We start from the raw sequence: 26,485 nt of genomic DNA, 5'->3' as shown, positions 1-26,485 counted from the left end.
CCCCACTTACAGGAAGGAAAACGACCATCATGGACACGAGCAGCATCTACGGTTTCGCTGTGCTACCCGCAACCGCCGCCACGGCGGCGGCGGCGTCCATGCCCGTCTCTGGAAAGAACGCGGGCGCTGACGCCGCAAAAGCTATTGTCGCCGCTAACGCCCCGGCCCAGGCCAGCGCACCGAGTAAAACTGAGTTAAAAAAGTCGGTTGACGCGATCAACCGTTTCCTGGAAAACAACAGTGAGGTGCATTTCAGTATCGACGACGACAGCGGCAGGTCCGTGGTCAAGGTGATCGATACCGAAACGAAGAAAGTGCTGCGCCAATTCCCTTCCGAGCAGTCGCTGGAAATCGGCAAGAATTTGACAACGAAAGGCCTGCTGATCGACAGCGAGGCCTGATCCGTTCTTTAGAAGTTGCGCTGCATATTGATGTGGGCGATGCCGGCTTCGTAAAACTCTTCACCATCGATGGCAAAACCGTGGCGCTCGTAGAATGGCGCCGCGTGGGTTTGCGCACTCAGCGCGACGTGATGGTCGCCGCGCGTCCTGGCCTGCGCCATCAGCGCCTGCAGCAATGCGCCGCCGGCACCGCTGCCGCGCGCCACCTTGCGCACCGCCATGCGGCCGATATGGCCATCCGGCAGCAGGCGGCCGGTGCCTACCGGGGTGCCGTCGGCGTCATAGGCCACCGCGTGCAGGCACAGCGCGTCCATGCTGTCCATTTCCAGCTCGGCGGGCACGCCCTGCTCTTCGACAAACACTTCAGTACGGATGGCCTTGGCGTCCGCGCTCAAGGTGCCCCAGTCTCCGAGTGTGATGTGGTAGGTGCTCATCGTATTTTCCTTTCGACCAAAATACGATTGTCGCACGTCAACCTACTTACTTGGAAGCACCCAGGATCTTGGCGCGCAACAGTTCGCGGATTTGCGGCGTGGCGGCGTAGGGATCGGGTGGATTGGTCCCGCCAACCACGCTTTCCAGGTTGACGCGCACGCCGGCCAGCGCGTCCGGATGCGAGTAGATATAGAACTGGCCATCGGCAATCGCCTTGAAGGTGATTTCAGCGACCTGCTCCGCCGAGACTTTGCCTGACGAAACCGCCTTGTCGGTCATGAACTGTGCGGCAATCTGGCTGGCTGTCGGGCCGGCGCTCATACGCACGTCGTCCGGACGGTTGCGGTGGCTCTGGCTGATGCCGGTCGGCACAAAGTACGGGCACAGCACCGAAGCGCCGATCGGCGCACCGACCAGTTGCAGGTCGTGATACAGGGTTTCGGACAGCGACACCACCGCGTGCTTGGAGACGTTGTACACGCCCATCGCCGGCGCGTTCAGCAGGCCGGCCATCGACGCGGTGTTGACGATGTGCCCCTCAAATTCTGGATCGCGGGCGGCGGCGTCCAGCATCAGCCTGGTGAAGATGCGCACGCCGTGGATCACGCCCCAGACATTAACGCCCATCACCCATTCCCAGTCGGCCTCGGTGTTTTCCCAGATCAAACCGGCCGAACCGACGCCGGCGTTGTTGAACACCAGGTGCACCGCGCCAAATTCGGCCACAGCCGCATCGGCCAGCGCCTGCACCTGCTCGCCCTTGCGCACATCGCACAGCCGTGCGATGACGCTGGCCCCCTGGGCGCGCAGTTCGGCGGTGGATTGCTCCAGCGCGTCGGCCTGCACATCGGCCAGCACCAGCTTCATGCCTTCGCGCGCGGCGACGTTGGCGAACTGGCGGCCCAAGCCGCTTGCACCGCCGGTGATCACAACCACTTTGTCTCGGAATGTTTTCATATCAGCTTCACCAGTTGTTTGCCAAAATTACGCCCTTGCAGCAGGCCCATGAACGCTTGCGGCGCGGCGGCCAGGCCGTCCGCCACCGATTCGCGGTAGTTGATTTGACGATTGGCGACCAGCACGGCCAGTTCCTGCAAGCCCTGCTGCCAATACTCCATGTGTTCGGTGATGATGAAACCGCGCACGGTCAGGCGATTGATCAGCAGCACGCGCGAATTCTTGATCGGCATATCGGCGCCGTTGTAGCCGGCGATCAGTCCGCATAGTGCGATGCGGGCGAAGGCGTTGGTGCGCGCCAGCGAAGCGTCGAGGCAAGCGCCGCCGACGTTTTCAAAGATCGCGTCGACCCCATCCGGCGTGGCTGCGGCCAGGTCGGCCTCCAGTTTGCCGGCCTTGTAGTCGACGCAGGCGTCGAAGCCCAGCTCCCTGACCACATAGCCGCATTTTTCCGCGCCACCGGCGATGCCGACCACGCGGCAGCCGCGCAGCCGCGCCAATTGCCCGACCACGCTGCCGACCGCGCCGCTGGCGGCCGACACCACCACCGTTTCACCGGCGGCCGCTTCCATGATCTGGTTGAAGCCGTACCACGCGGCCATGCCGGGCATGCCAACCACGCCGAGGTAGGCTGACAGCGGAATCCGGGTGAGGTCCAGCTTGCGCAACAATACGCCGTCTGACACGCCCATTTCGGCCCAGCCCAACATGCCGTTGACGTAGTCGCCGACCTGGTAGCAGGCGTTGCGCGACGCGACCACCTGGCCGACTGTGCCGCCGATCATGGTGTCATCCAGCGCCTGCGAGGCCGCATAGCTGGCGGCCTTGCTCATGCGGCCGCGCATATACGGGTCCAGCGACAGGTAGTGATTGCGGATCAGTACCTCGCCATCGGCCAGCGCGGGCACAGCCACGGTCTCCAGCCTGAAGTTTTCCGGGGCGACCGGACCGCGCGGACGCGCTGCCAATACGATGCGCTGGTAAGTCTCTGGGATCGTCATACTGCCGAAACGCCTCCGTCCACCGCCAGGATCTGGCCGGTGATGTGCTTGCCCGCGTCGGACGCGAACAGCACAGCCGCGCCTTTCAGGTCTTCGTCATCGCCAAGGCGGTTCAGCGGCGCATGGCCGGTCAGCTGGTCGCCCATGGCGGACAGCAGGCCCTTGGTCATTTTGGAAGGGAAAAAGCCCGGCGCCAGCGCGTTGACGGTGATGCCGTAGCGGCCCCATTCACCGGCCAGAGTGCGGGTGAAGTTGACCAGCGCGCCTTTCGAGGTGTTGTAGGCGATGGTCTGCATCGTGCCTGGCGGGTTGCCGGCCAGGCCGGCGATCGAAGCGATGTTGATGATGCGGCCGGACTGGCGAGGGATCATCGAGCGTTTGCCGACCAGTTGCGAGACGACGAAGATGCTGCGGATGTTCAAGTCCATCACCTTGTCCCAGGCTTCGACCGGGTGGTCTTCGGCTGGCGCGCCCCAGCTGGCGCCGGCGTTGTTGATCAGGATGTCGATGTGGCCGAGATGGGCGATGGCCGCGTCCACCAGCGCCTCTGCTTGCGCGTCCTGCGACAGGTCGGCGGAAACCGCGTGGGCGCTGATGCCGCGCTGGGTCAGGAAGCTGACGGCTTCATCGAGCTCGGCCTGCTTGCGCGCCGAGATCACCACCTTGGCGCCTTGCTCGCCCAGCGCCAGCGCCATCTGCAAGCCCAGGCCGCGCGAGCCGCCGGTGACCAGCGCGGTCTTGCCGGCCAGCGAAAACAGTTCTTGGGTAGTACGCATCGTTTTGTCTCCTCGTTGTTTTTTAAAACCACGCATCCTGCATCTCAAGCGTGGTGGTGTCGATGCTGGCCAATAGCTCCAGCTGCGCCCCGACCTTCGGCAGCTCCCACTGGAAGAAATACAAACAGGCCTGCAGTTTGCCGCGATAGAAATCCGTGTCGCCGCTGGCCAGCGACGCCGCCGCCAGCAAGGCCTGCTGCAGCCAGATCCACGCCACCACCACATGCCCGACCGCTTCCAGATACAGGCTCGCGTTGGCCAGCGTCTTGTTCAAATCGCCGACAGCATACAGCTTCTGCGTCACTTCTTCCACGCTCTGCCAGGCTTGTTCCAGCGCATCCGCATGCGACAGCAGTTCGACGCTGATGGTGGCCAGCCCCGGACCGACCGCATCCGGCGCGCCCACGCTGCCGCGCACCTTGCGCACCGTCTTGCGCAGCTCGGCGCCAAAGGCGCGGAACAAGGCGCCGTCCTGCAACATCACCTTGCGGCCCAGCAGGTCCAGGCCGTGAATGCCATGCGTGCCTTCGTGGATGGCGTTCAGCCGGTTGTCGCGATAAAACTGTTCGACATTGTATTCACGCGTGTAGCCGTAGCCGCCGTGCACCTGAATGGCCAGGCTGTTGGCCTCGACACACCATTGCGATGGCCAGGATTTGGTGATCGGCGTCAGGAAATCCAGCAGCCGGGCCGCATGTTCGCGCGCTTCCGGCGTGTCTGCGGTGTTCTGCTCGTCGACCAGGCGGGCGCTGTACAGCACCAGTCCCAGCCCGCCTTCGACATACGCTTTCTGCGCCAGCAGCATGCGCTTGACGTCGGTGTGCTGGATGATCGGCAGCTGCGGCTGGGCCGCATCCTTCTGCGCCGGGTGGCGGCCTTGCGGACGGTTGCGCGCATACTCCAGCGCATGCAGATAGCCGGTGTAGCCCAGCACCGCCGCGCCCAGGCCGACGCCGATGCGCGCCTCGTTCATCATATGGAACATATTCGCCAGGCCATGGTGCGGCTTGCCGACCAGGTAGCCGATGGCGCCGCCCTTCTCGCCAAAATTCAGCAGGCAGTTGGTGGTGCCGCGGTTGCCCATCTTGTGATTCAGGCCTGCCAGTTCGATATCGTTGCGCGCACCTAGGCTGCCGTCCGGCTTGACCAGGAATTTCGGCACGATGAACAGCGAAATGCCTTTGACGCCGGGGATCAGCTTGCCATCCTCGCCGGGAATCTTGGCCAGCACCAGGTGGATGATGTTCTCGGTCAGCTCATGCTCGCCGCCGGAGATCCACATCTTGTTGCCGGTCAGGCGGTATTGCCCGTCGCCGTCCGGTACCGCGCGGGTGCTGATGTCCGACAGGCTGGAGCCGGCCTGTGGCTCGGACAAGCACATGGTGCCGAAGAAGCGGCCGGACAGCATCGGATTGACGTAGGTCTGGATCTGTTCCGGCGTGGCGCACTTGAGCAAGGTATTGGCATTGCTCATGGTCAGGAAGGTATAGGCTGAAGTGCTGACGTTGGCGGCGGTGAAATACGCCGCCAGCGCTTTCTCGACCACGACCGGCAGCTGCATGCCGCCGCGGTCATAGTCCTGGCCGGCCGCCATCAGGCCCGCCAGCGAGAAGGCTTCCAGCGCCGTCTTCACCTCCGGAATGATCTGCACCTTGCCGTCCACAACATGCGGCTCGTTGCTGTCGGCCTTTTTATTGTGCGTGGCGAACAGATCGGTGGCCAGACGTTCGGCGGTGTCGAGCGCTGCGTCGAAAGTCTCGCGGTTGTGATCCTCAAAGCGGGCGCGGCGCGTCAAAGCCTCCGCGTCCAGCCATTCGTACAGCATGAAAGACAGGTCGCGGCGCGACAATATGGTAGAGCGCATGGTGCTTACACCACTTCGAACAGGCCCGCCGCTCCCTGGCCGCCACCGATACACATGGTGACCACCACATATTTGACGCCACGGCGCTTGCCTTCGATCAGCGCATGGCCGACCAGACGCGCACCTGACACACCGTAAGGATGACCAACCGCGATCGCACCGCCGTTGACGTTGAGCCGGTCCATCGGGATGCCCAGCGTATCGGCGCAATACAGCACCTGCACGGCGAAGGCTTCGTTCAACTCCCACAGGCCGATGTCCTCGACCTTCAGGCCGGCTTTCTTCAGCAGCTTGGGCACGGCAAACACCGGGCCTATGCCCATCTCGTCCGGCTCGCAGCCGGCGACGGCGAAGCCGCGGAACACGCCCAGCGGCTGCAAGCCTTTGGCGGCAGCGGTCTGCGCGTTCATCACCACTGCCATCGAGGCGCCATCAGAGAACTGGCTGGCGTTGCCGGCGCTGATCACCCCGCCCGGAATCGCGGTGCGGATCTTGGACACGCCTTCATACGTCGTATCGGCGCGGATGCCTTCATCGGCGGAGATGGTCACTTCGCGCGACAGCAACTGGCCAGTAGCCTTGTCGGCCACGCCCATCACCGTGGTCATCGGTACGATCTCGGCGTCGAACAGCCCGGCGGCTTGCGCTGCGGCGGCGCGCTGCTGGCTCTGCACGCCGTATTCATCCTGGCGCTCGCGGCTGATGCCGTAGCGCTTGGCGACGGTTTCGGCGGTTTGCAGCATCGGCCAATAGATTTCCGGCTTGTTTTGCGACAGCCAGACTTCCTTGTACATATGCATATTCATCTCCTGCTGCACGCAGGAGATCGATTCGACGCCACCGGCCGCGTAAATATCCCCCTCGCCGGCGATGATGCGCTGGGCAGCGGTGGCGATGGTTTGCAGGCCGGACGAGCAGAAACGGTTAATGGTCATGCCGGCGGTAGTCACCGGGCAGCCGCCACGGATGGCGATCTGGCGCGCAATATTGCCGCCGGTGGCGCCTTCGGGATTGGCACAGCCGATCAGCACATCCTCGACCTCGCCCGCCTCAAGATTGGCGCGCTGAATCGCAGCTTGCAGCACATGGCCACCGAGCGTGGCGCCGTGCGTCATGTTAAACGCGCCTTTCCACGACTTGGCCAGGCCGGTACGGGCGGTAGAAACAATGACGGCGTCGATCATGAGAGTCTCCTATAGTTAATGAGTTATTCGACCCAGAATAGCACAGTTTTAGTACGGTCGTTCGCAAATATTATTGTAAGTTTGGCGTAAGTTTCGTGAAAGCATGACGTAAGTTTACGCGCCCACACTCGGATCAAGCTGACGAAGTACTAACTATCTCAGCCGGGGAAAAATATCCTAAAAAATCAAAGGAGACACATCATGGCAAATAGCGGTACTGCGGATTCCCGCAACCTACCCAAGCAATCCGCGCCGATCACCGCCGAAGAACGCAAGGTGATTTTCGCGTCCTCGCTGGGCACCGTGTTCGAGTGGTATGACTTTTATCTGTACGGCTCGCTCGCACCTATCATCGCCAAGCAATTCTTCATCGGCGAACCGACTACCACCTTCATCTTTGCGCTGCTGGCGTTTGCAGCTGGCTTTATTGTGCGCCCGTTCGGCGCCGTGGTGTTTGGCCGCCTGGGCGACATGGTCGGCCGTAAATATACCTTCCTGATCACCATCCTGATCATGGGCGCGTCCACCTTCATTGTCGGGCTGCTGCCCGGATACGCGGCGATCGGCATCGCGGCGCCGATCATCCTGGTCGGGCTAAGGATCTTGCAAGGCCTGGCGCTGGGTGGCGAATATGGCGGCGCGGCGACCTATGTGGCGGAACACGCGCCGCAAGGCAAGCGCGGCTCGTTCACGGCCTGGATTCAGACCACCGCGACGCTGGGCCTGTTCCTGTCGCTGCTGGTGATTCTGGGCACGCGTACCGCCATCGGTGAAGAAGCGTTCAACGCCTGGGGCTGGCGCGTGCCGTTCCTGGTATCGGTGCTGCTGCTGGGTATTTCGGTGTGGATACGTCTGTCGATGAATGAATCGCCGGCCTTCGCCAAAATGAAAGCCGAAGGCAAAACCTCGAAAGCACCGCTGAGCGAAGCCTTCGGCCAATGGAAAAACCTGAAAGTGGTGATCCTGGCGCTGATCGGCCTGACCATGGGCCAGGCGGTGGTGTGGTACACCGGCCAGTTCTATGCGCTGTTCTTCATGACCCAGGTCCTGAAAATTGATGGCGCCAGCGCCAACATCATGACTGCGCTGTCGCTGGCCCTGGCGACGCCGTTCTTTATCTTCTTCGGCATCCTGTCCGACAAGATTGGCCGTAAATGGATCATCCTGGGCGGCTGCCTGATCGCTGCTGTCACCTACTTCCCACTGTTCGGCGCGCTGACCCACTACGGCAATCCACAGCTGGAAGCGGCGCTGAAAAACTCGCCGGTGGTGGTGTATGCCGATCCTGCATCGTGCAACTTCCAGTTCAACCCGACCGGCCAGAAGAAATTCACCTCCTCGTGCGACATCGCCACCAGCATCCTGTCCAACGCTTCGGTGAACTACACCAAGCAGGATGCGCCGGCTGGCAGCGTGGCCAAGATCAAGGTAGGTGACAAGGAAATCACTGGCTTCAACGCGGTGCTGACCCCGGACGGCCTGAACTTCGACAAAGCCTCGAAAGACTCTGACGCGGCGCTGAAGAAAGAAGTAGCGGCAGCGGTGAAAGCGGCCGGCTACCCAGCCAAGGCGGACGAGTCGCAGATCAACAAACCGATGATGGTGCTGATCCTGTTCATCCTGGTGCTGTATGTGACCATGGTGTACGGCCCGATCGCGGCGATGCTGGTGGAAATGTTCCCGACCCGCATCCGCTACACCTCGATGTCCCTGCCTTACCACATCGGCAACGGCTGGTTTGGCGGCCTGCTGCCGACGATCTCGTTCGCGCTGGTGGCGTTCAAGGGCGACATCTACTACGGCCTGTGGTATCCGATCATCATCGCCCTGATCACCCTGGTGATCGGCGCGCTGTTCGTCGGCGAAACCAAGGACAACAACATCTACGCGGCGGACTAAGCCCCCCTGTCCCCCACCAAAGCCGCCTATGGGCGGCTTTTTTCATCCGGGGTCAGTTCTGCCAAACGTACACGGGCTCTGCTGTAGTCGCTCGATGCGCTGCACTATCCGGCTAACGGTGCGGTCGGAAATATGGAAGTACGCGGCGATTTGCTTCATGGTGTAGGCGGTGGAGATGAGCAACCAGCTGGTTTGCAGCCAATGAGGAGGAGGCTTCGCCTGGATCATCATCGCATAGCTGCTCCACGGCCATTGATCCAATTTCGGCACCACTTTTGCGCGTATAGGATTGAGGACGACGTACCGCGACAACTCACACAGGTGGCGCTCTTTTTGCACCAGAATTCCCGTGTAGCGGCCTTGGAATACATGGCCAACAAGCTGGTGGCGACGGTTAAAGTACTGTGAATACTGACCATTCAATTGACGCATGCCTTGAGATAAATTTGGTTCCTGCGTTTCCAGCAGCAGATGATAGTGGTTGCCCATCTGGCAGAAGCTATGCACGGTGAAATTGAAGCGCGCGCAAACGTGCCCAAGTATCTCCAGCCACGCGTAACGATCGGTATCGTCGCGATAAATCGCCCGCCGCCGATCGCCACGTGCAGTGACGTGGTAGACGGCGCCGGCAAACTCCAGTCGTAATGGTCGGCTCATAGGCTGATACCGTATCCCAATCACGCATCCCGGCCGTGATACAGATCAGCTCGTGTACGTTTGGCAGAACTGACCCCGGATAAAAAAACCGCCCCGGAGGGCGGTGAAGATCTAGGAGTGTGCTACTGCTACTTGCGTACTTCTACTTCTGCTTGCGGCGGCGCGCTACCGCGCCTAACATCGCCAGGCCACCGAGCAGCATGGCGTAGGTTTCTGGCTCGGGGACGGCTGCCATCACGCTCGATGTGGCGAACTCGACGCGCAGGCCGGTCGGGTTGCCACTGTTTTGCGCCCAGTTGCTGACCACGAAGTCGAGCTTGTTGGTGCCGGAAACGAAACCGCTGTCGGCACTGAAATTGGTCCAGTCGCTGAAGCCGGTCGCCGTACCGATGACCGTGTTGTTGAGCTTGATCGTGACAGAGTTGTCCGCCGCCAGACGGCCCGTGAAGGCGGCGCTGGCCGCGTTGTAGCCGGTCAGGTCGAACGACAGTGTGTAGGTGTAAGTGCCGGCGCTGGAGGCGTCAAAACTTTGGCTTTGGCTAGCCGTCGGTGTGATCCATTTGGAGCTGCTGCTGTTCGCCAGCCATGGGTTGATCGGCCACTGGCTGTCGTAGCTGATGACCGGTACGGTGCTGCTGATGGTGGTGTCGCTACTGGCCGCAGTCAGTTTGTAGTTGCTGTCGCCGCTGCCGCTGGCGCCCAGGCCGGTATTTTTCAGGCCGGTGATGCTGGCCGCGTGCGCCGAGGTGATGGCAGCCAACGCAATGGCGCCGGCGAGGAAGATGCGTTTCATGGTGAGCCTCTAAAAAATTGGAAGGTGTATGCCAGCATCAAATCAGGATGCCGGAATTCATCTCCGAACCGTTTTTTAGGGCGTCGAAGGAAGGATGCTGCTGTTGCTGAAAATTATAGCGGAGTTTTTATAAAAATGCTCACAGGCCAGTAACATTTCTTTTTGGCATGTGAGCATTTTGTGACACCAACTGCGATGCTTAGCCGTTGAAGGTCTTGCCTTCCGCCGCCAGGCGTTGCAGCAGCGGCGCGGGTTTCCAGGCCCCGCCCTGGTGGCCGCGAGCGTATTTGTTGATCGCCGCCAGCACATTCGGCAGGCCGACCGTGTCGGCGTAGAACATCGGGCCGCCGCGGTACAGCGGGAAGCCGTAGCCGGTCAGGTAGACCATGTCGATGTCCGACGCGCGCAGCGCAATGCCCTCTTCCAGGATCAGCGCGCCTTCGTTGACCAGCGCATACACCAGCCGTTCGACTATCTCTTCATCGCTGATTTTACGGCGCGTAATGCCCAGATCCGCCGAGTGCTTGACGATCATCGCATTCACGTCCTGGTTCGGATAGGCCTTGCGGTCGCCGGCCTTGTAGTCGTACCAGCCGGCGCCGGTTTTCTGGCCGTAGCGGCCCATTTCGCACAGCAGGTCGGCGGTTTTCGAGTAGCTGATGTCCGGTTTCTCGACATAGCGGCGCTTGCGGATCGCCCAGCCGATGTCATTGCCAGCCAGGTCGCCCATGCGGAACGGTCCCATCGCGAAGCCAAATTTTTCGGCCGCCTTGTCGACCTGTTCCGGCAAGGCGCCCTCTTCCAGCAGGAAGCCCGCCTGGCGGCTGTATTGTTCGATCATGCGGTTGCCGATAAAGCCGTCGCACACACCCGACACCACCCCGGTCTTCTTCAGCTTTTTCGACAGCGCCAGCGCGGTCGCCAGCACCTCCTTGGCGGTTTGCTTGCCGCGCACGATCTCCAGCAGTTTCATGACATTGGCCGGCGAGAAGAAGTGCGTGCCGATCACGTCCTGCGGGCGCTTGGTGAAGGCGGCGATTTTATCCACGTCCAGCGTCGAGGTGTTGGTGGCCAGGATGGCGCCCGGTTTCATCACCTCATCGAGCTTGCGGAACACGGCTTCCTTGACGCCCAGTTCCTCGAACACCGCTTCCACCACGATGTCGGCCTGGCCGATGTCGTCGTAGGACAGCGTGCTGCTCAGCAGGCCCATGCGCTGGTCCAGTTTCTCCTGCGTCAGCTTGCCTTTTTTCAGGGTGTTTTCGTAGTTCTTGCGGATGGTGGCAATGCCTTTGTCCAGCGCTTCCTGTCTGGTTTCCAGCAGCTTGACCGGGATGCCGGCGTTAAGGAAGTTCATGGCAATGCCGCCGCCCATGGTGCCGGCGCCAATGATGGCGGCCGACTTGATCGTGCGCACCGGCGTATCAGCCGGCACATCGGGCACTTTGCTGGCGACGCGCTCAGCAAAGAAGGCGTGGCGCAACGCTTTCGATTCGGTGGTCTGGATCAGGTGCAGGAAACGCTCGCGTTCGAATTTCATGCCGTCGTCAAATTTCATCGTGACCGACGCGGCCACGGTTTCCACGCACTCCAGCGGCGCCGGGAACGGGCCGGCCATGGCCTTGACGGTGTTGCGCGAGAATTGCAGGAAAGCTTCGTGGTTCGGGTAGTCGACCTTGCGGTCGCGCACTTTCGGCAGCGGACGCGCATCGGCGATTTTCTCGGCGAAGGCCACTGCCGAGGTCAGCAGGTCGGCATCGGCCGGGAAGATTTCGTCAAACAGTGCTGGCAGTTTTTCCGAGGCCACCGGATTGCCGGACACGATCATGTTCAGCGCCGGCTCCAGCCCCAGTACGCGCGGCAGGCGCTGCGTGCCGCCGGCGCCTGGCAGCAGGCCCAGCTTCACTTCCGGCAGCGCGATCTGTGCGCCCGGCATCGCCACGCGGTAGTGGCAGCCCAGCGACAGCTCCAGCCCGCCGCCCATGCACACCGTGTGGATGGCGGCCACTACCGGCTTGGTCGAGCTCTCGGCGGTGGCGATGAAGGTGTGCAGGCTGGGCTCGGCCAGCGCTTTCGGCGTATTGAATTCCTTGATGTCGGCGCCGCCCGAGAACGCCTTGCCGGCACCGGTGATGACGATGGCCTTGACCGCGTCATCGGCCAGCGCGCGCTGGATGCCGGCGACCGCGGCGGTGCGCGTCTCCAGGCCCATGCCGTTGACCGGCGGATTGTTCAGCGTAACGACGGCTACCGAGCCGTGCACTTGATATTCAGCAGTCATGTCTCTTCCTTATTTTTGGTTGGAATGCCAGGCTCACTCACTATACCTCACAAATAGAACGATCGTGTTATTTTTTTCTGAGGATGCCAAACTTTTGAATCAGGACGCGGCGCTTTGCAATGGCGTGAAACTACGATGACGGTGTCGCTTGCAGAGTACACTAAAGGAAGAATTCTTTATTGCTCAGCTTGCTTTGACTTTGAATACCGGAAATAATCGAAAGCAACGCATATTCCCAATCCACGAATATCAATTGAATATCCAACTATATTTGACAGGGAAACTCTAATGAATGCCCCAAGCCAGGTAATACAAACACAAGATATAGAACTGCAAGCCATCCACGCGGCGTTGAACCGCGTACAGGCGGTGATCGAGTTTGACCTGGAAGGTAAGATTTTGCACGCCAACGACAACTTCCTGCGCGCCGTCGGCTACACGCTGGACGAGGTGCAAGGCCGTCATCACGCCATGTTCTGCGAACCGGAATTTGCCTCCTCGCCCGCCTACAAGCAGTTCTGGACCCACCTCGCGGCCGGCGAGTTCGACCAGGGCGAATATAAGCGCCTGGCCAAGGGCAGCCGTGAAATCTGGATCAACGCCTCGTACAACCCGATCATGGATGCCGACGGCAGGCCGTACAAGGTCATCAAGTTCGCCACCGACATCACTGAGAATCGCATGCGCAATGCCGAGTACGAAGGCAAGGTCAGCGCCATCGGCAAGGCCCAGGCGGTGATCGAGTTCGACATGCAGGGCCATGTCCTGACCGCCAATGAAAACTTCCTTGATGTCATGGGGTATTACCTTGATGATATTAAAGGCGAGCATCACCGGATTTTTTGCGATGCCGATTATGCTGCTAGTGCCGAGTATAAACGTTTCTGGCAAAAATTAAATCGTGGCGAATTCGACAGTGGCCGTTATAAGCGTTTGGGAAATAATAAGAAAACGATATGGATACAAGCCACTTATAATCCGATTCTCGATTTAAATGGCAAACCATATAAAATAGTCAAATATGCAAGCGATATTACCGCCCAGGTGCAGCTGGAGGAATCGGTTGCGGCCAAGGCCAAGGCGGACGGCGAAAAAATCGCCCGCCTGCTGGACTCGGTGGAGCATGCTGCCAACGGCGACCTGACCAGCAAGGTCATCGTCGACGGCAACGAACCGCTGGATCAATTAGCCGAAGGCATCAGCAAGATGATTGCCGACCTGCGCAAAGTGATCAGCGACGTGGTGATGTCCGCCAGCGGCCTGGCGGATGCCGCCACCACCATCGCCGAGCGCAGCAATGGCGTGGCAGTGGGCACCCAGGCCTTGGGCGCCACCGTGGAGGAAATGAACGCCTCCATCGACGGCCTGACCAGCTCGATCAACATCATCGCCGGTAATACCTCGGATGCCGATTCAATGGCCAAATCGACCCAGCACGAGGCGGAAGTCGGCGCCAAGGCGGTGGCCAAATCGATCGAAGCGATGGACCTGATCAACCGCTCGTCGGAAGACATCGGCGAAATCGTCAAGGTCATCAGCGACATCGCCAACCAGACCAATATGCTGGCCTTCAATGCGGCCATCGAAGCAGCGCGCGCCGGCGAGCACGGCCTGGGCTTCTCGGTGGTGGCGGATGAGGTGCGCAAGCTGGCCGAGCGCTCGTCGCAGGCCACCAAGGAGATTTCCAAGCTGATCAACGAGTCGGTCAAGCGCGTATCCGCCGGCAGCGAGATTTCGCGCCAGGCCAGCGATGCCTTCGACAAGATTCTGGCCGGCGTGGTGCGCACCACCGAGGCGATTTCCGATATTTCCAAGGCGACCAACGAGCAACTGCTGACGGCGCGCGAAGTCAGCACCGCCGTGCAGTACATCGCCGAGGAAGCCGAAAAGTCGGCCGCTGCGTGCGACAGCATCGCCCGCTCGACCGAAGGTTTGAACCAGCGTGCTGGCGACCTGAATAAGACGGTCTCCGGCTTCACGGTGTAGTCATGGACGCCGGCGGATTTTCTCCGGCGACGCTGTCCGCGCTGATCGCGCTGGTGCGCAAGCATACCGGCATCGCGATGACGGAGCGCAAGAGCGTGCTGCTGGAACGTCGTCTGCGCCCGCGCGTGCAGGCGCTGAAGCTGGGCAGCTACCAGGCTTATCTGGACAAGGTGGAGCAGGACCGGGCCGAGATACCGCATTTTATCGACCTGGTGACTACCAATGACACGCTGTTCTTCCGCACCCCGCAGGTGTGGGATTACGTCGAGAAGGAATTCCTGCCGCAGTGGTGGCAGGCGCATCAAGGCAAAAAACTGAAAGTGTGGTCGGCGGCGGCCTCCAGCGGCGAGGAGCTGTATTCGATGGCCATGCTGTGCGAAGAGTTTGCGGCGGCCAATCCGGGCTTCGGCTACCAGATCCATGCGACCGATATTTCGCAGCAGATCCTGGCGCTGGCGCGCGACGGGCAGTACACCGGCCGCTCGGTGGAACGCATCCAGTCCACGCATCCGGACTGGGTCAAGAAGTACTTCCGCCCCAGTGCCAGCGGCCTGCGGGTGGTGGATGCACTAAAGAAAAACGTGGAGTTAGCCCAACATAATTTGCTGACTCCGTTACGGCCAGCCAGGCAGTTTGATCTGGTATTCCTGCGCAATGTGCTGATCTATTTCGATCAGGAGCAGCAGCAGTTGATACTGAACCAAGCCCGCCCGAGCATGGCGCCCCACGCCATCATGATCGTGGGGGAATCCGAATCGATCTCTGGCCTCAATACCGCCTACCAGTTCGACCGGCCTATGATTTACCGAATGGAATAAGGCGGTCTACCATGCAAGCGATATTCAATTTCCCTCTGGCGCAGCCCTTACCCGGCGGCAGCGCCGCACCCATGCCATGGGCGCAAGGCAACGGTCCGCGCGCCCCGCTGCAAGTTGCCATGGGCCAGCTCAAGGCGGGGGGCCGCACCGATCAATTACAGGCGCTGCTGGGTTCCTGCGTCGGCATCGGCCTGATCTGGAAGAAGCGCGGCCGCTGCGCCATGGCGCACTGCCTGCTGCCCGAGTGCGCGCAGATGAGCGACGAATTCGGCGCCCGCTACGTCAACCAGGCCGTGCCTTCGCTGCTGCGCCTGATCGGCGCCACGCCGGACGACTGTGCCGACATCGAAGTGGTGCTGGCTGGCGGCGCGACCATGCTCAACAGCTGCTCCAGCCGCTTGCAGATCGGCCAGCAGAATGCCGAGGCGGCGCGCAAGCACCTGCGCAAATTTGGCCTGAACGTCGTCTATTGCCGCGTCGGCGGCAAGTGCGGCCGCACGCTGACCATCGATTGCGCCACTTGCACCTACTCGGTACAGGAAATCGTCGCCACCGCCACCAACCACGCAAGGACCATCCATGCCTGAAGCTGACGCCGCCGCCGTTTCCTGCACCGAGCTGTTTGGCTCCTTCGTGCTGGGGGACGATGAGTTCGCCCTGCCCGCCAGCTGCTTCCGCGAAGTGGTCAACTATCCGGACAAGGTGTCGGCGTTGCCGCTGTCGCCGAAGTTTCTGGAGGGCGTGTTCACCTTGCGCGGCAGCGTGATCCCGGTGGTTAACCTGGGCCGGGTGTTCAGTCCCGAAGCGCGCGCGGCGCTGCCCACCGACAAGATCGCTATCCTCGATTATCAAGGCGTGCTGGTCGGCATCCTGTTTGACGCCACCGGCGAAATCCTGCGCGTCCGTCCCGAACAGCGCAGCAAGCTGGCTTACACCGATGGGGAAAAACGCGGCGTGGTGGCCGGCACCATTCTGCTGGAGCAAGGGGCGCGGCTGGTGCAGGTGCTCGATCCCGATGCGCTGGTGCGCATTGAAAACGTGCCGCAAGTGCTGGCGCTGCAATGCACCGACAAGCAGACCCGCCGCCATCATGGCGAGCGCCGCCAATGCGTGAGTTTCTGCGTCGGCATATCATCGTTTGCGTTCGAGATGAGCGCGATTCAGGAGATTATCCGCGTGCCGGAATTGCAGCCTTCGGTGCTGAACAGTGCGCTATGCCTGGGGCGCATCAATTTTCGTGGCAGTCCGGTGGCGGTGGTCGATTTCGCCACGCTGCTGAATGCCGGCGCCGCCGTGGAGCGCACGCAAAGCCCCGACCAGCGTGTGATCGTGGCGCGCATCGATGACGCGACCATCGGCTTCCTGGTCGATTCGGTCGATAACATCGTCAATTTCTACAGCGAAGAAGTGATGCCGATTCCCATGCTGAGCAAGGCGCGTGCCGGGATGTTTGGCGGTTGCCTGTCGAAGCCGCAGCTGGGCGATATTTTCTTCCTCGACCATCAGCAGATTTTCTCCAGCAATGAAATCAAGGAGATGCGTACCGGCCACGCCAATCTGTATCCGAAGGATGCGGAACTGATCGCCAGCCATGAGCGGCGCGAGGCGCGGCGCATCCAGCGCCAGGTCTACATCAGCTTCACACTGGAGAACAGCTACGCGGTGGAGATCCGCCAGGTGCGCGAGATTATCGATGTCAGCGCCGGCGAGATCACCCGCCCGCCCGGCCTGCCCGCCTTCATGCTCGGCATGCTGAACCTGCGCCAGCAGATGATCAGTGTCATCGACCTGCGCGGCCTGTACCGGATGCCGCCGCTGGAAGACAGCTCCCAGTCGAAAATCCTGGTGGTGGTGCGCGATGGCGAGTGCTACGGCCTGATGGTGGATGCGGTGGAAAACATCATGACCGTCGAGGACAGCAAACGCTACGGGGCGCCGAAGATGATGCGCAATCAGAATGCGCAAGGCGACCCGCGCAGCGAAATGGATGAGGTAATCGATATCGGCGAAGGCGAGACTCGCAAAACCCTGAGCGTGTTCCAGTGCGACCGGCTGCTGGAACGGCTGGCCGGCGAAATGCCCGCGCTGGCGGCGTGAACGGGGCTGCGGTACAGTAGCGCCATTGACCATACTGGAGCACTGTCCGCCATGCCGATATCCCGCCGTTCCCTCACCCTGCTGCTGCTGCTGAGCCTGCTGGCGGCCAGCGCCTACGCCATCTCGCTGGCGGACCTGAGCAACACCGACGCTTCCGGCGGCCTGAAGGCGGCGCTGGAAACCGGCTCCAACGCTGCAGTCGCCAAGCTCGGCGCCGACGGCGGTTTCCTGAATAATCCCAAAGTGCGCATCCCGCTGCCGAAAATTCTGGAGCAGGCGCGGCCGCTGCTGAAAATGACCGGCAAGGCCAAGCAACTGGATGAGCTGGTGGTGCAGATGAACCATGCCGCCGAATCCGCCGTGCCCATGGCCAAGCCGCTGCTGCTGGACGCGGTCAAATCGATGACCATCAGCGACGCCAAAAACATCCTGGCCGGCGGCGATACCTCGGTGACCGACTTCTTCCGCGCCAAGACCCAGGACAAGCTGGCCGTGCAATTCCAGCCGGTGGTGAAGAAAGTCACCGATCAATCCGGCCTGGCAAGCAAGTACAACACCGCCATGAGCCTGGCGCCCAAGCTGGGCGTGCTGGCCAAGGATCAGGCCACCGTCGAAGGCTATGTCACCCAGCGCGCGCTGGACGGCCTGTACACCATGATCGCCGAAGAGGAAAAAGCCATCCGCGCCGATCCGATCGGCACCGGCAGCAAGCTGATCGGCAAAGTGTTCGGCGCGCTCAAGTAAATTCCTGCAAGGACGGCGTGCTGGCCGCGAACTCCGCCAGATGCTCCAGCAGCACCCGCACCCGCGCCGGCAGGTAGCGGCGCTGCGGCCACACCGCGTAGACATGGCGCGGTTCCGGCATCCAATCGGTCAGCACGCGCACCAGCTTGCCCTGGTCCAGCAGGTCGCGCGATTGCAGCAAGGGGCATAGCAGCACGCCGATGCCAGCCGCCGCCATTTCCACCGCCAGCCGCATTTCATTGACGCGGAAGCGGGCTTGCGGCTGCAACGCGATCTCCACGCCGCTGCCGGGCTGGCGCAAACGCCAGGTGCGCAGCGGCTCGGCCACGATCAGCTCGTGCTGCTCCAGCTGCGCCGGCGCCTGCGGCGTGCCGGCGCGCGCCAGATAGGATGGCGCGGCCACCATCACCAGGCCGGCGCTGCCGAGGCGGCGCTGCATCAAGGTCGAATCGCCCAGCGTGCCGACGCGGATCGCCAGATCGGCGCCGCTGCCGACCAGATCCTGCAAGCGGTTTGAGCATTCCAGTTCCAGATTGATCTCCGGGTATTTGAGCATGAAGCTGGTCCATGCCGGCGTCAGCAAGCCGCTGGCAAAGTTGACCGGGGCCAGCACGCGGATATTGCCCGACACCGCAGACAGGCTGGCGTCCAGCCGCTGCGTCGCCTGGCGCAGCGCATGCACCAGCGGACGGCATTGTTCGTAATACTGCATACCCTCCGCCGTCGGCTGCATGCGGCGCGCGCTGCGGTTCAGCAGCCGGTAGCCCAGCTCGCTCTCCAGCTTTTGCAGCCGGCGCGTCACGGTGGCAGGCGGCAGCGCTTCCCTGGCGGCTGCGGCGTTCAGGCTACCCGCCTCCACAATCGATACAAACAGGGCTAAATCATCGAGCATGATGTCATATTTGGAATTTGAAATTAAAAATATGGCTCTAGTATAGATTGATGCAAGTCTCTACGCTGTCGGTTTTACCACTACCGGAGAAATGCAATGAATCCAGCCCTGCGTATGCGCGCCATGTTCGCCTTGTTGATGTCGCTGCTGATGTCGTCACTGATGAGCGGATGGGTGACCTGGCTGAACCTCGGCCTGAGCGCCGGTTTCATGTCGCACTGGAAGACCGCCTTCATGGCCGCCTGGCCCGCCGCCTTCACCATCGTCATGCTGTGCGGGCCGATGGTGCATCGCCTGGCCAGCCGCATGGTTTCTTGAAAACGAAAAAAAAGGGCGCCGCAGCGCCCTGTTAGCTTACTGGCCGAGCGCCAGTGCCGGCCGGCGTGGCGCCGCGCGGTTGCCCAGGCGGTGAGGGTTAGCGGCGCTGCTGCTGTCCAGCTTGAAGGTGCTGACCATTTCTTCCAGCTGCGCGGCCTGTTCCTGCATGGCGTTGGCGGCAGCAGCCGCCTCTTCCACCAGCGCGGCGTTCTGCTGCGTCACTTCGTCCATCGACACAATGGCCTGGTTGATCTGGTTGATGCCTTCGCTTTGCTCTTCGCCGGCCACCATGATTTCGGTCATGATGCTGGTGACGCGCTCGACGCTGTTGACGATTTCACCCATCGTCGCGCCGGCCTTGTCGACCAGCTGATTGCCGGCGTCCACCTGCTCCACCGATTCGGTGATCAGTTCCTTGATCTCTTTGGCGGCAGCCGCCGAGCGTTGCGCCAGGTTGCGCACTTCGGTCGCCACCACGGCAAAGCCGCGGCCTTGCTCACCGGCGCGCGCCGCTTCCACGGCCGCATTCAGCGCCAGGATGTTGGTCTGGAAGGCGATGCCATCGATCACGCCGATAATGTCGGCAATCTTGCGCGACGACGTGTTGATGTTGCCCATGGTGTCCACCACTTGCGACACCAGCATGCCGCCCTTGCCTGCCACGTCCTGCGCGCTGAGCGCCAGCTGGTTGGCCTGGCGGGCGTTGTCGGCGTTCTGGCGCACGGTCGAGGTCAGTTCTTCGAGCGACGACGCGGTTTCTTCCAGCGCAGCCGCCTGGTTCTCGGTACGGCGCGACAGGTCCAGATTGCCGGAAGCAATTTCCGCGCTGGCGGTGGCGATTGCGCTGCTGCCGGTGCGGATGCTGCTGACGGTGTTCGACATCTGGTCTTGCATCTTGATCAGGCCCTTCATCAGCAAGCCCATTTCATCGTCGCGCTGGATGTGGATCTGGTTGGCCAGGTTGCCGGTGGCGATCTGGTCGAAGTGGCCCAGCGCGTGCTCCAGTGGACGCAGGATAGCGGCCAGCAGGCGCATTGCCGAGTAAATAATCAGCACTGCGCTCAGCGCCAGCGCGATGGTGAAACCGGTGGTGAAGCTGGTGAAGAATGATTGGCTCTCGTCGTAGTGATCCTTGGCGGTGGTCAGCTGGTATTGCTCCAGCTTGTTCGACGCGGCGTCAAAGATGCCGAACTGCGCCGACAGCGTTTTCATCGACATTTCTTCGATCTTGGCTTCGTCATGCACGCGCAGCGCCGCCATCAGGCCACGCAGTTCAGCCAGGTAGACAGTGCGTTTGGCGTCCAGATCGGCAGCCAGAGTCTTCTCCTCGCCAGTCAGCGGCAGCGCCAGATAAGCTTTCCAGGCTTTCTCACCGTCCTGCAAGAAGCCTTCGGCGCGGCCCAGGGTTTTCTCCAGGTCTGCCGCTTCCGGATGGAACACGCCACGGTCGATCACGAAACGCGCGCGGTTGAGGAAGTTCTTGGCGTTGCCCAGCGCGACCGTGGACGCCATCTGGTTGGAATACACGTCCTTCAATGCAAAGTTGACGGTATTCAGGCCGAAAATGCTGAGGCCACCAAGGGCCAGCATCACAATGCCCAGCACGCCCATGGTGGCGATCAGGCGCGTACGTATAGTTATGCTATTAAACATATCGTTTTCTCGTTCTATAGGATAAACCGGGAGCGTGTCGAATAGCTATCTATCGCCGGGACTGGTGATGCTAACCGGGGTGCGCGCCTGGGTTGGCCGGAGTGGCCTTAAAAGTGCCGTAGGGCAATAATGTAGCGGCGAAGTCGTTAGCAGTCAAACAGTTTATTTGTGAAATGAATCCAGTTTCATGCCGAGCGGCAACAAAAAGGCCCCGCGCGTGGCCGGACTCTTGCTTTAGAGAGAGGGAAATCAGGCGCTAGGCAGCTGATAGTCGCGATATTGCTCGCGCAATTTGTTCTTCTGTACTTTGCCAGTGCCGCCCACCGGCAAGGCGTCGGCAAAGACCACGTCGTCAGGCAGCCACCATTTGGCGACCTTGCCATCGAAATGCGCCAGCAGCTGTTCACGGCTAAGGTCCTGGCCCGGCTTGCGCACCACCACCAGCAGCGGCCGCTCATCCCATTTCGGATGGGACACGCCGATGCAGGCTGCCTGCATTACCGCCGGGTGCGCCATGGCGATATTCTCCAGGTCAATCGTTCCTATCCATTCGCCGCCGGACTTGATGACATCCTTGGCGCGGTCGGTGATCTGCATGAAGCCATCCGGATCGATGCTAGCCACATCACCGGTCGGGAACCAGCCATCCTCCAGCACATCGCCGCCCTCGCCCTTGAAATAGCTGGCGGCAATCCACGGGCCTTTGACCAGCAGGCTGCCCGAGCTCGCCCCATCCCACGGCAGTTCTTTGCCCAGTTCATCGACGATCTTCATGTCGACGCCATAGATGGCGTGGCCCTGCTTCTGCAGGATCTTGCGCTGTTCGGCCTTGGGCAGGGCCAAGTGCTTGCTAAGCAAGCCACCGGTGGTGCCCAGCGGTGACATCTCGGTCATGCCCCAGCCATGGATGACTTCGACGCCGAAGTCGTCGATCAAGGTGTTCATCATCGCCGGCGGACAGGCGGAACCGCCAATCACCGTGCGGCGGAAGCTGGTGAACTTCAGCTGGTTTTGCACGCAGTAATTAATCAGCCCCAGCCAGACAGTCGGCACGCCGGCCGAGAAGGTCACCCGCTCTTTTTCCATCAGCTCGTAGACCGACTTGCCGTCCAGCGCCGGGCCGGGAAACACCATCTTGGCGCCGCTCAGTGGCACCGAATACGGCAAGCCCCAGGCATTGACGTGGAACATCGGCACCACCGGCATCACCGCATCGCGCGACGACACATTCAGCACGTTCGGCAAGGCCGACGCATAAGCATGCAGCACGGTCGAGCGGTGCGAGTACAGCACGCCTTTCGGATTGCCGGTGGTGCCCGAGGTGTAGCACAGCGTGGCGGCGGCGTTCTCGTCGAACACCGGCCAGACGTAGTCGCCGGATTGGGCGTCCAGCAAGTCTTCGTAGCACAGCAGATGAGGAATGGTGGTGGCCGCAGGCATGCGCTCTGGGCCGCCCAGCAGTATCCAGCCCTTGACCGTCCTACAGTGCGGCGCGATCGCTTCGATCAGCGGCAGGAAGCAGAAATCAAACAGCAGGTACTGGTCTTCCGCGTGGTTGCAGATGTAGGCCAGCTGTTCCGGATGCAGGCGTGGATTGATGGTGTGCAGGACGGCCCCACTGCCGGAGACGGCGTAATATGCCTCCAGATGGCGGTAACCGTTCCACGCCAGCGTACCGACCCGCTCGCCGGCGCTGACGCCCAGCGCCTGCAAGGCTTGCGCCAGCTGCATGGCGCGGCGCCGGCAATCGTGGAAGGTGTAGCGGTGCACATCGCCTTCGACGCGCTGCGAGACGATCTCGCTGCGCGCGTAATGGCGGGCGGCAAAGTCGAGTATCGTTGAAATCAGCAAAGGCTGATCCATCATCTGGCCCATCAACATGCGGTCTCCGTGTGCGCTGGTATTGTGGCCCGAGTGTGGCGGCTCGGCGCGCGCAGCGTCAACGGTTTTTTATGCTGCACTGCCACATCCGCCCGCTGCGGTAAAATCCTAGCCTAAGACACTCTGGAGTACATCATCACTGCCGCCAAACTGCCGCTGAACAATTCTTTCGCGTCCCTGCCACCTGCTTTCTACACCCGTTTGATGCCAACCCCGCTGCCCTCGCCTTACCTGGTGGGCGTCAGCGAACCGGCCGCGCAGATGATAGGGCTGACGCCGGAAGACCTTGCCGCCAGCCTTGACATCCTGATCGGCAATGCCGTGCCGGAGCGCGCGCAGCCGCTGGCCGCCGTGTATTCCGGCCACCAGTTCGGCGTGTGGGCGGGCCAGCTGGGCGACGGCCGCGCCATCCTGTTTGGCGACGTCGCCACGGCCGAAGGACCGATGGAGCTGCAATGGAAAGGCGCCGGCCTGACGCCCTACTCGCGCATGGGCGACGGGCGCGCCGTGCTGCGCTCGTCGATCCGCGAATTCCTGTGCTCGGAAGCCATGCACGCGCTGGGCATCCCCACCTCGCGCGCGCTGGCGGTGGCCGGCTCGGACCAGGGCGTGATGCGCGAAAGCGTCGAAACCTCGGCGGTGGTGGTGCGCATGGCGCCCAGCTTCGTGCGCTTCGGCTCGTTCGAGCATTGGTACAACCGCAAACGCAACGATGAGCTCAAGATCCTGGCCGATTACGTCATCGACCGCTTTTACCCGGCGCTGCGCGAGGCAAACAATCCCTACGCAGCGCTGCTGGAGGAAGTCACGCGCCGCACCGCGCACATGATCGCGCACTGGCAGGCTGTCGGCTTCATGCATGGCGTGATGAACACCGACAATATGTCCATCCTCGGCCTGACGCTGGATTACGGCCCCTATGGCTTCATGGAAGCCTTCGACGCCAACCACATCTGCAACCACACCGACCAGCAAGGCCGCTACTCCTACGCCAACCAGCCGCAGGTCGGCCACTGGAACTGCTATGCGCTGGCGCAGGCGCTGCTGCCGCTGATCGGCGAAGTCGAGGCCACCCAGGCGGCGCTGGATGTCTACCAGCCGGCCTTCGCCGCCAGCATCGACACGCTGCTGCACGCCAAGCTGGGCCTGAGCATGCTGGACCAGCACGCCGAGGAGGACCGCGCACTGGTGGACGAGCTGTTCAGCATCCTGCCGGGTGTTGATTTCACGCTATTCTTCCGCCGCCTGAGCGGCATGCGCGCCGCCGACGCCAGTGGCGACGCGCCGCTGCGCGACCTGTTCATCGAGCGTGCGGCCTTCGACGCCTGGGCCGAACGCTACCGCGCCCGCTTGCGCGCCGAGGCCAGCGACGACGCGGCGCGCACGCTTGCGATGAATCAAACCAACCCCAAATACGTGCTGCGAAACTATCTGGCTCAAGTGGCCATTGAAAAGGCGCAAAATAAGGACTTTTCCGAAGTGGAGCGTCTGCTGAAGGTCTTGCAGCGCCCCTATGACGAACAGCCCGAGCACGAACACTACGCCGCCTTGCCGCCGGACTGGGCAAGCCATTTAGAGGTCAGCTGTTCTTCTTAAGCGAGAAATAAGCCATGAGCAATAAAGTTGTCAAAACCGACGCCGAATGGCGCGCCGAACTCGATCCGATGGAATATCAGGTTACGCGCCACGCCGCCACCGAACGCGCCTTTACCGGCAAGTTCTGGGATCATCATGAGCACGGGATCTACACCTGCGTGTGCTGCAACACGCCGCTGTTCCGTTCCGACACCAAGTTTGATTCCGGCTGCGGCTGGCCGAGCTACTTTGAACCGATCGATCCGGCCAATGTGGTGGAAAAAGTCGACCGCTCCCATGGTATGCTGCGCACCGAAACCATTTGCGGTGTGTGCGACGCGCACCTGGGACATGTATTCCCGGATGGTCCGCCGCCAACCGGTTTGCGCTATTGCATTAACTCGGCGTCGCTGCGCTTCGATCCTGAAGACTGACCCACCATACTAATAAAGAGATCATGAAATTCCTGTTCGATTGGCTCCCCGTCATTTGCTTCTTCGTCGCCTATAAAATTGCCGGCGGCAATGAAGAAGCTGCCCAGCACTTCATCAACACTTATATGAGCGGCGTGGTGTCCGGCGGTTCGGTTACCGCCGACCAATCGCCGATCGTGCTGGCCACGGTGATCGGCATCCTGGCCACGGTCGGCCAGATCGGCTGGCTGAAGCTGCGCAAGCAGAAAGTCACCGGCACCCTGTGGGTGACGCTGGTACTGTTCACCGTCTTCGGCGGCCTGACCATTTACCTGCATGACGAAGTGTTCATCAAGTGGAAGCTGAGTATTTTGTACTGGGCGTTCGCGGTCGGCCTGCTGGTCAGTGATTGGCTGTTCAAGAAGAACCTGATGCGCCAGTCGATGCAGGAAATTATCCAATTGCCGGACCAGATCTGGTCGCGGCTGAATATGGCATGGGTGATTTTCTTTGCCATCATGGGCGCGCTGAACTGGTATCTGGCCTTTGTGCTGTTTAAAGGCGATACCGACGCCTGGGTCAATTTCAAAACCTTTGGCGTGACCGGCATCATGTTTGTATTTATTATCGGCCAGACCGTGTATTTGTCGCGCCATATGAAGGACCAGGCATGAACCAGATTCAAGATACCCGGCTGGCCCGCATCCGCGCCGCCCTGGAAGCCAAGCTGGCGCCCGTTGAACTGGTGCTGGAAGACGATTCCGCATCCCACGCCGGGCACGCCGGCGCGGCCTCTGGCGGCGGGCACTACAACGTCAGAATTGTTTCGTTACAATTCGAGGGCCTTAAACTCGTCACGCGACATCGACTCGTGTATGATTCTGTGCACGATATGATGCATAAAGAAATTCATGCATTGGCCATTACGGCATTGGCTCCGTCGGAAGCTTGATGCCGGCGTCGCCTTTATCGGCTTTTAAAAATAATGAAGACATAGCCGTCCAAGTTAAATTCGCTAAAACTTTCCCCTTACAGGAATTAATAATGACTTTCAAGCCAGCCAAGTTGCTGATTGCACTTCTCGTTGTCGCTGTACCAGCTTTTGCGCAAAACGTTGCCGTTGTTAATGGCAAGGCGATCCCAACCTCGCGCGTAGAGGCCGTCGTTAAGCAAGTTGTGGCCCAAGGCCAGCAACCTGACTCGCCGCAACTGCGTGAACTGATCAAGAAGGACCTGATCAGCCGCGAAGTGCTGGTGCAGGAAGCCGACAAGCAAGGTTACGCCAAGAACGCCGACGTCAAGGCTGCGATCGAAAACGCCCGCCAAGCCATCATGGTCAACGCCCTGCTGGCAGAGTACGTCAAGAAAAACCCAGTGTCGGACGCCGACATCAAGGCTGAATACGACAAATTCGTCGCTCAGGCTGGCGACAAGGAATACCACGTTCGCCACATCCTGCTGGGCACCGAAGCGGAAGCCAACGACGTGATCGCCAAGATCAAGGGCGGCGCCAAGTTTGAAGACCTGGCCAAGCAGTCGAAAGACACCGGCTCGGCAGCCAACGGCGGCGATCTGGACTGGGCTTCGCCTTCGTCCTTCCCACCAGTGTTCTCGCAAGCATTCGTGGCCCTGCAAAAAGGCCAGGTCACCGAGAAGCCAGTGCAGACCCCGAACGGCTTCCACGTGATCAAAGTGGACGATATCCGTCAGGCCAAACTGCCTACCCTGGAAGAAGTGAAGCCGCAAGTTGCTGAAGCGCTGGTACAGAAGAAAGTACAAGCTTATCAGGAAGAACTGGTAAAGAAAGCAAAAGTGCAGTAATGTTATGAAAGGCGGCGCCCTGCGGGGCGCCGTTTTTGA

General features: G+C 61.1%; 25 protein-coding genes and 1 pseudogene. 14 read left to right on the top strand and 12 right to left on the bottom strand.

From position 1 onward, the window contains the following. Window positions 1-29 precede the first annotated feature (29 nt). Complete coding sequence (locus KW842_RS02555) at window positions 30-401, top strand: flagellar protein FlaG (RefSeq protein WP_218302504.1); 372 nt, start codon at window positions 30-32, stop codon at window positions 399-401. Between the two features lie 8 nt (window positions 402-409). Here the strand turns inward: KW842_RS02555 and KW842_RS02550 are convergent, their stop codons facing one another. From KW842_RS02550 to KW842_RS02525, 6 genes are read right to left on the bottom strand one after another with little or no spacing between them, the layout of a single operon-like run. After that, window positions 410-835, bottom strand: coding sequence for a GNAT family N-acetyltransferase (locus tag KW842_RS02550; RefSeq protein WP_218302503.1), 426 nt, complete (start codon window positions 833-835; stop codon window positions 410-412). A 46-nt stretch (window positions 836-881) separates the two neighbouring features. Further along, the gene (locus tag KW842_RS02545) at window positions 882-1,793 is read right to left on the bottom strand and encodes an SDR family oxidoreductase (RefSeq protein ID WP_218302502.1); all 912 of its coding nucleotides are present in this window, start codon (window positions 1,791-1,793) and stop codon (window positions 882-884) included. Further along, complete coding sequence (locus KW842_RS02540; RefSeq protein ID WP_218302501.1) at window positions 1,790-2,794, bottom strand: NADP-dependent oxidoreductase; 1,005 nt, start codon at window positions 2,792-2,794, stop codon at window positions 1,790-1,792. Before KW842_RS02540 ends, KW842_RS02545 begins: the two co-directional genes overlap by 4 nt. Then, window positions 2,791-3,570, bottom strand: a complete 780-nt coding sequence (locus KW842_RS02535) for an SDR family oxidoreductase (RefSeq protein WP_218302500.1) — start codon at window positions 3,568-3,570, stop codon at window positions 2,791-2,793. Before KW842_RS02535 ends, KW842_RS02540 begins: the two co-directional genes overlap by 4 nt. Before the next feature lie 22 nt (window positions 3,571-3,592). Further along, window positions 3,593-5,434: an acyl-CoA dehydrogenase gene (locus KW842_RS02530; RefSeq protein ID WP_218302499.1), complete on the bottom strand. Its 1,842-nt coding sequence runs from the start codon at window positions 5,432-5,434 to the stop codon at window positions 3,593-3,595. A gap of 5 nt (window positions 5,435-5,439) precedes the next feature. Next, the gene (locus KW842_RS02525) at window positions 5,440-6,618 is read right to left on the bottom strand and encodes an acetyl-CoA C-acyltransferase (RefSeq protein WP_218302498.1); all 1,179 of its coding nucleotides are present in this window, start codon (window positions 6,616-6,618) and stop codon (window positions 5,440-5,442) included. A gap of 201 nt (window positions 6,619-6,819) precedes the next feature. Between KW842_RS02525 and KW842_RS02520 the strand changes: the two genes are divergently transcribed. Further along, the gene (locus KW842_RS02520; protein ID WP_229223445.1) at window positions 6,820-8,517 is read left to right on the top strand and encodes an MFS transporter; all 1,698 of its coding nucleotides are present in this window, start codon (window positions 6,820-6,822) and stop codon (window positions 8,515-8,517) included. Between the two features lie 42 nt (window positions 8,518-8,559). Here the strand turns inward: KW842_RS02520 and KW842_RS02515 are convergent, their stop codons facing one another. From KW842_RS02515 to KW842_RS02505, 3 genes are all read right to left on the bottom strand, one after another. After that, complete coding sequence (locus KW842_RS02515; protein WP_218302497.1) at window positions 8,560-9,174, bottom strand: transposase; 615 nt, start codon at window positions 9,172-9,174, stop codon at window positions 8,560-8,562. 142 nt (window positions 9,175-9,316) lie between these two features. Then, the gene (locus KW842_RS02510; RefSeq protein WP_218302496.1) at window positions 9,317-9,967 is read right to left on the bottom strand and encodes an FxDxF family PEP-CTERM protein; all 651 of its coding nucleotides are present in this window, start codon (window positions 9,965-9,967) and stop codon (window positions 9,317-9,319) included. Between the two features lie 199 nt (window positions 9,968-10,166). After that, window positions 10,167-12,248 (bottom strand): 3-hydroxyacyl-CoA dehydrogenase NAD-binding domain-containing protein, encoded by a 2,082-nt coding sequence (locus KW842_RS02505; protein ID WP_218302495.1) that lies wholly within the window; start codon window positions 12,246-12,248, stop codon window positions 10,167-10,169. 288 nt (window positions 12,249-12,536) lie between these two features. On the opposite strand from KW842_RS02505, the gene KW842_RS02500 reads away from it, so the two are divergent. The 6 genes and pseudogenes from KW842_RS02500 to KW842_RS02480 all read left to right on the top strand — a co-directional run bounded on the left by KW842_RS02500 (window position 12,537) and on the right by KW842_RS02480 (window position 17,893). Further along, window positions 12,537-14,234, top strand: coding sequence for a methyl-accepting chemotaxis protein (locus KW842_RS02500; RefSeq protein ID WP_218302494.1), 1,698 nt, complete (start codon window positions 12,537-12,539; stop codon window positions 14,232-14,234). A gap of 2 nt (window positions 14,235-14,236) precedes the next feature. Further along, window positions 14,237-15,052 (top strand): protein-glutamate O-methyltransferase CheR, encoded by an 816-nt coding sequence (locus tag KW842_RS02495; protein WP_218302493.1) that lies wholly within the window; start codon window positions 14,237-14,239, stop codon window positions 15,050-15,052. Between the two features lie 11 nt (window positions 15,053-15,063). Further along, window positions 15,064-15,639 (top strand): chemotaxis protein CheD, encoded by a 576-nt coding sequence (locus KW842_RS02490; protein WP_229223444.1) that lies wholly within the window; start codon window positions 15,064-15,066, stop codon window positions 15,637-15,639. Next, window positions 15,632-16,561, top strand: a pseudogene (locus KW842_RS27830) (chemotaxis protein CheW); the annotation flags it as partial. The gene KW842_RS02490 and the pseudogene KW842_RS27830, both read left to right, overlap by 8 nt. Window positions 16,562-16,609: 48 nt before the next feature. After that, window positions 16,610-17,149, top strand: a complete 540-nt coding sequence (locus KW842_RS27825; protein WP_373925133.1) for a chemotaxis protein CheW — start codon at window positions 16,610-16,612, stop codon at window positions 17,147-17,149. A 51-nt stretch (window positions 17,150-17,200) separates the two neighbouring features. Then, entirely contained in the window at window positions 17,201-17,893 is a 693-nt protein-coding gene (locus tag KW842_RS02480) for a DUF4197 domain-containing protein (protein WP_218302491.1), read from the top strand. Here KW842_RS02480 and KW842_RS02475 read toward each other — a convergent pair. After that, window positions 17,886-18,785: a LysR family transcriptional regulator gene (locus KW842_RS02475; RefSeq protein ID WP_218302490.1), complete on the bottom strand. Its 900-nt coding sequence runs from the start codon at window positions 18,783-18,785 to the stop codon at window positions 17,886-17,888. The genes KW842_RS02480 and KW842_RS02475 overlap by 8 nt on opposite strands. Before the next feature lie 96 nt (window positions 18,786-18,881). On the opposite strand from KW842_RS02475, the gene KW842_RS02470 reads away from it, so the two are divergent. Beyond that, window positions 18,882-19,103: a DUF2798 domain-containing protein gene (locus KW842_RS02470; RefSeq protein ID WP_218302489.1), complete on the top strand. Its 222-nt coding sequence runs from the start codon at window positions 18,882-18,884 to the stop codon at window positions 19,101-19,103. A 36-nt stretch (window positions 19,104-19,139) separates the two neighbouring features. On the opposite strand, the gene KW842_RS27690 is transcribed toward KW842_RS02470, so the two are convergent. Both KW842_RS27690 and KW842_RS02460 read right to left on the bottom strand, forming a co-directional pair. Then, window positions 19,140-20,756, bottom strand: a complete 1,617-nt coding sequence (locus KW842_RS27690; RefSeq protein ID WP_218302488.1) for a methyl-accepting chemotaxis protein — start codon at window positions 20,754-20,756, stop codon at window positions 19,140-19,142. A 249-nt stretch (window positions 20,757-21,005) separates the two neighbouring features. Then, window positions 21,006-22,631: a 3-(methylthio)propionyl-CoA ligase gene (locus KW842_RS02460; protein WP_304514693.1), complete on the bottom strand. Its 1,626-nt coding sequence runs from the start codon at window positions 22,629-22,631 to the stop codon at window positions 21,006-21,008. A 210-nt stretch (window positions 22,632-22,841) separates the two neighbouring features. Between KW842_RS02460 and KW842_RS02455 the strand changes: the two genes are divergently transcribed. The 5 genes from KW842_RS02455 (at window position 22,842) to KW842_RS02435 (ending at window position 26,446) form a co-directional block, all read left to right on the top strand. Then, a complete protein-coding gene (locus KW842_RS02455; protein ID WP_229223443.1) occupies window positions 22,842-24,233 on the top strand; it encodes a protein adenylyltransferase SelO in 1,392 nt (463 codons plus the stop codon). 14 nt (window positions 24,234-24,247) lie between these two features. After that, window positions 24,248-24,646 carry a peptide-methionine (R)-S-oxide reductase MsrB gene (msrB, locus tag KW842_RS02450; RefSeq protein WP_218302487.1) on the top strand — a complete coding sequence of 133 codons (399 nt, stop codon included), beginning with the start codon at window positions 24,248-24,250 and terminating at the stop codon, window positions 24,644-24,646. A gap of 23 nt (window positions 24,647-24,669) precedes the next feature. Further along, the gene (locus tag KW842_RS02445; RefSeq protein WP_218302486.1) at window positions 24,670-25,299 is read left to right on the top strand and encodes a septation protein A; all 630 of its coding nucleotides are present in this window, start codon (window positions 24,670-24,672) and stop codon (window positions 25,297-25,299) included. Further along, the gene (locus KW842_RS02440; RefSeq protein WP_218302485.1) at window positions 25,296-25,577 is read left to right on the top strand and encodes a BolA family transcriptional regulator; all 282 of its coding nucleotides are present in this window, start codon (window positions 25,296-25,298) and stop codon (window positions 25,575-25,577) included. Before KW842_RS02445 ends, KW842_RS02440 begins: the two co-directional genes overlap by 4 nt. Before the next feature lie 92 nt (window positions 25,578-25,669). Beyond that, on the top strand, window positions 25,670-26,446 hold the full coding sequence (locus KW842_RS02435; RefSeq protein ID WP_218302484.1) for a peptidyl-prolyl cis-trans isomerase: 777 nt from the start codon (window positions 25,670-25,672) through the stop codon (window positions 26,444-26,446). Window positions 26,447-26,485 lie beyond the last annotated feature (39 nt).

The sequence above is a fragment of the Duganella sp. sic0402 genome (assembly GCF_019219065.1).
Classification (GTDB): Bacteria; Pseudomonadota; Gammaproteobacteria; order Burkholderiales; family Burkholderiaceae_D; genus Rugamonas.
Note: the sequence above shows the minus strand (reverse complement) of the source record. Positions and strands in the feature narration are given on the sequence as shown.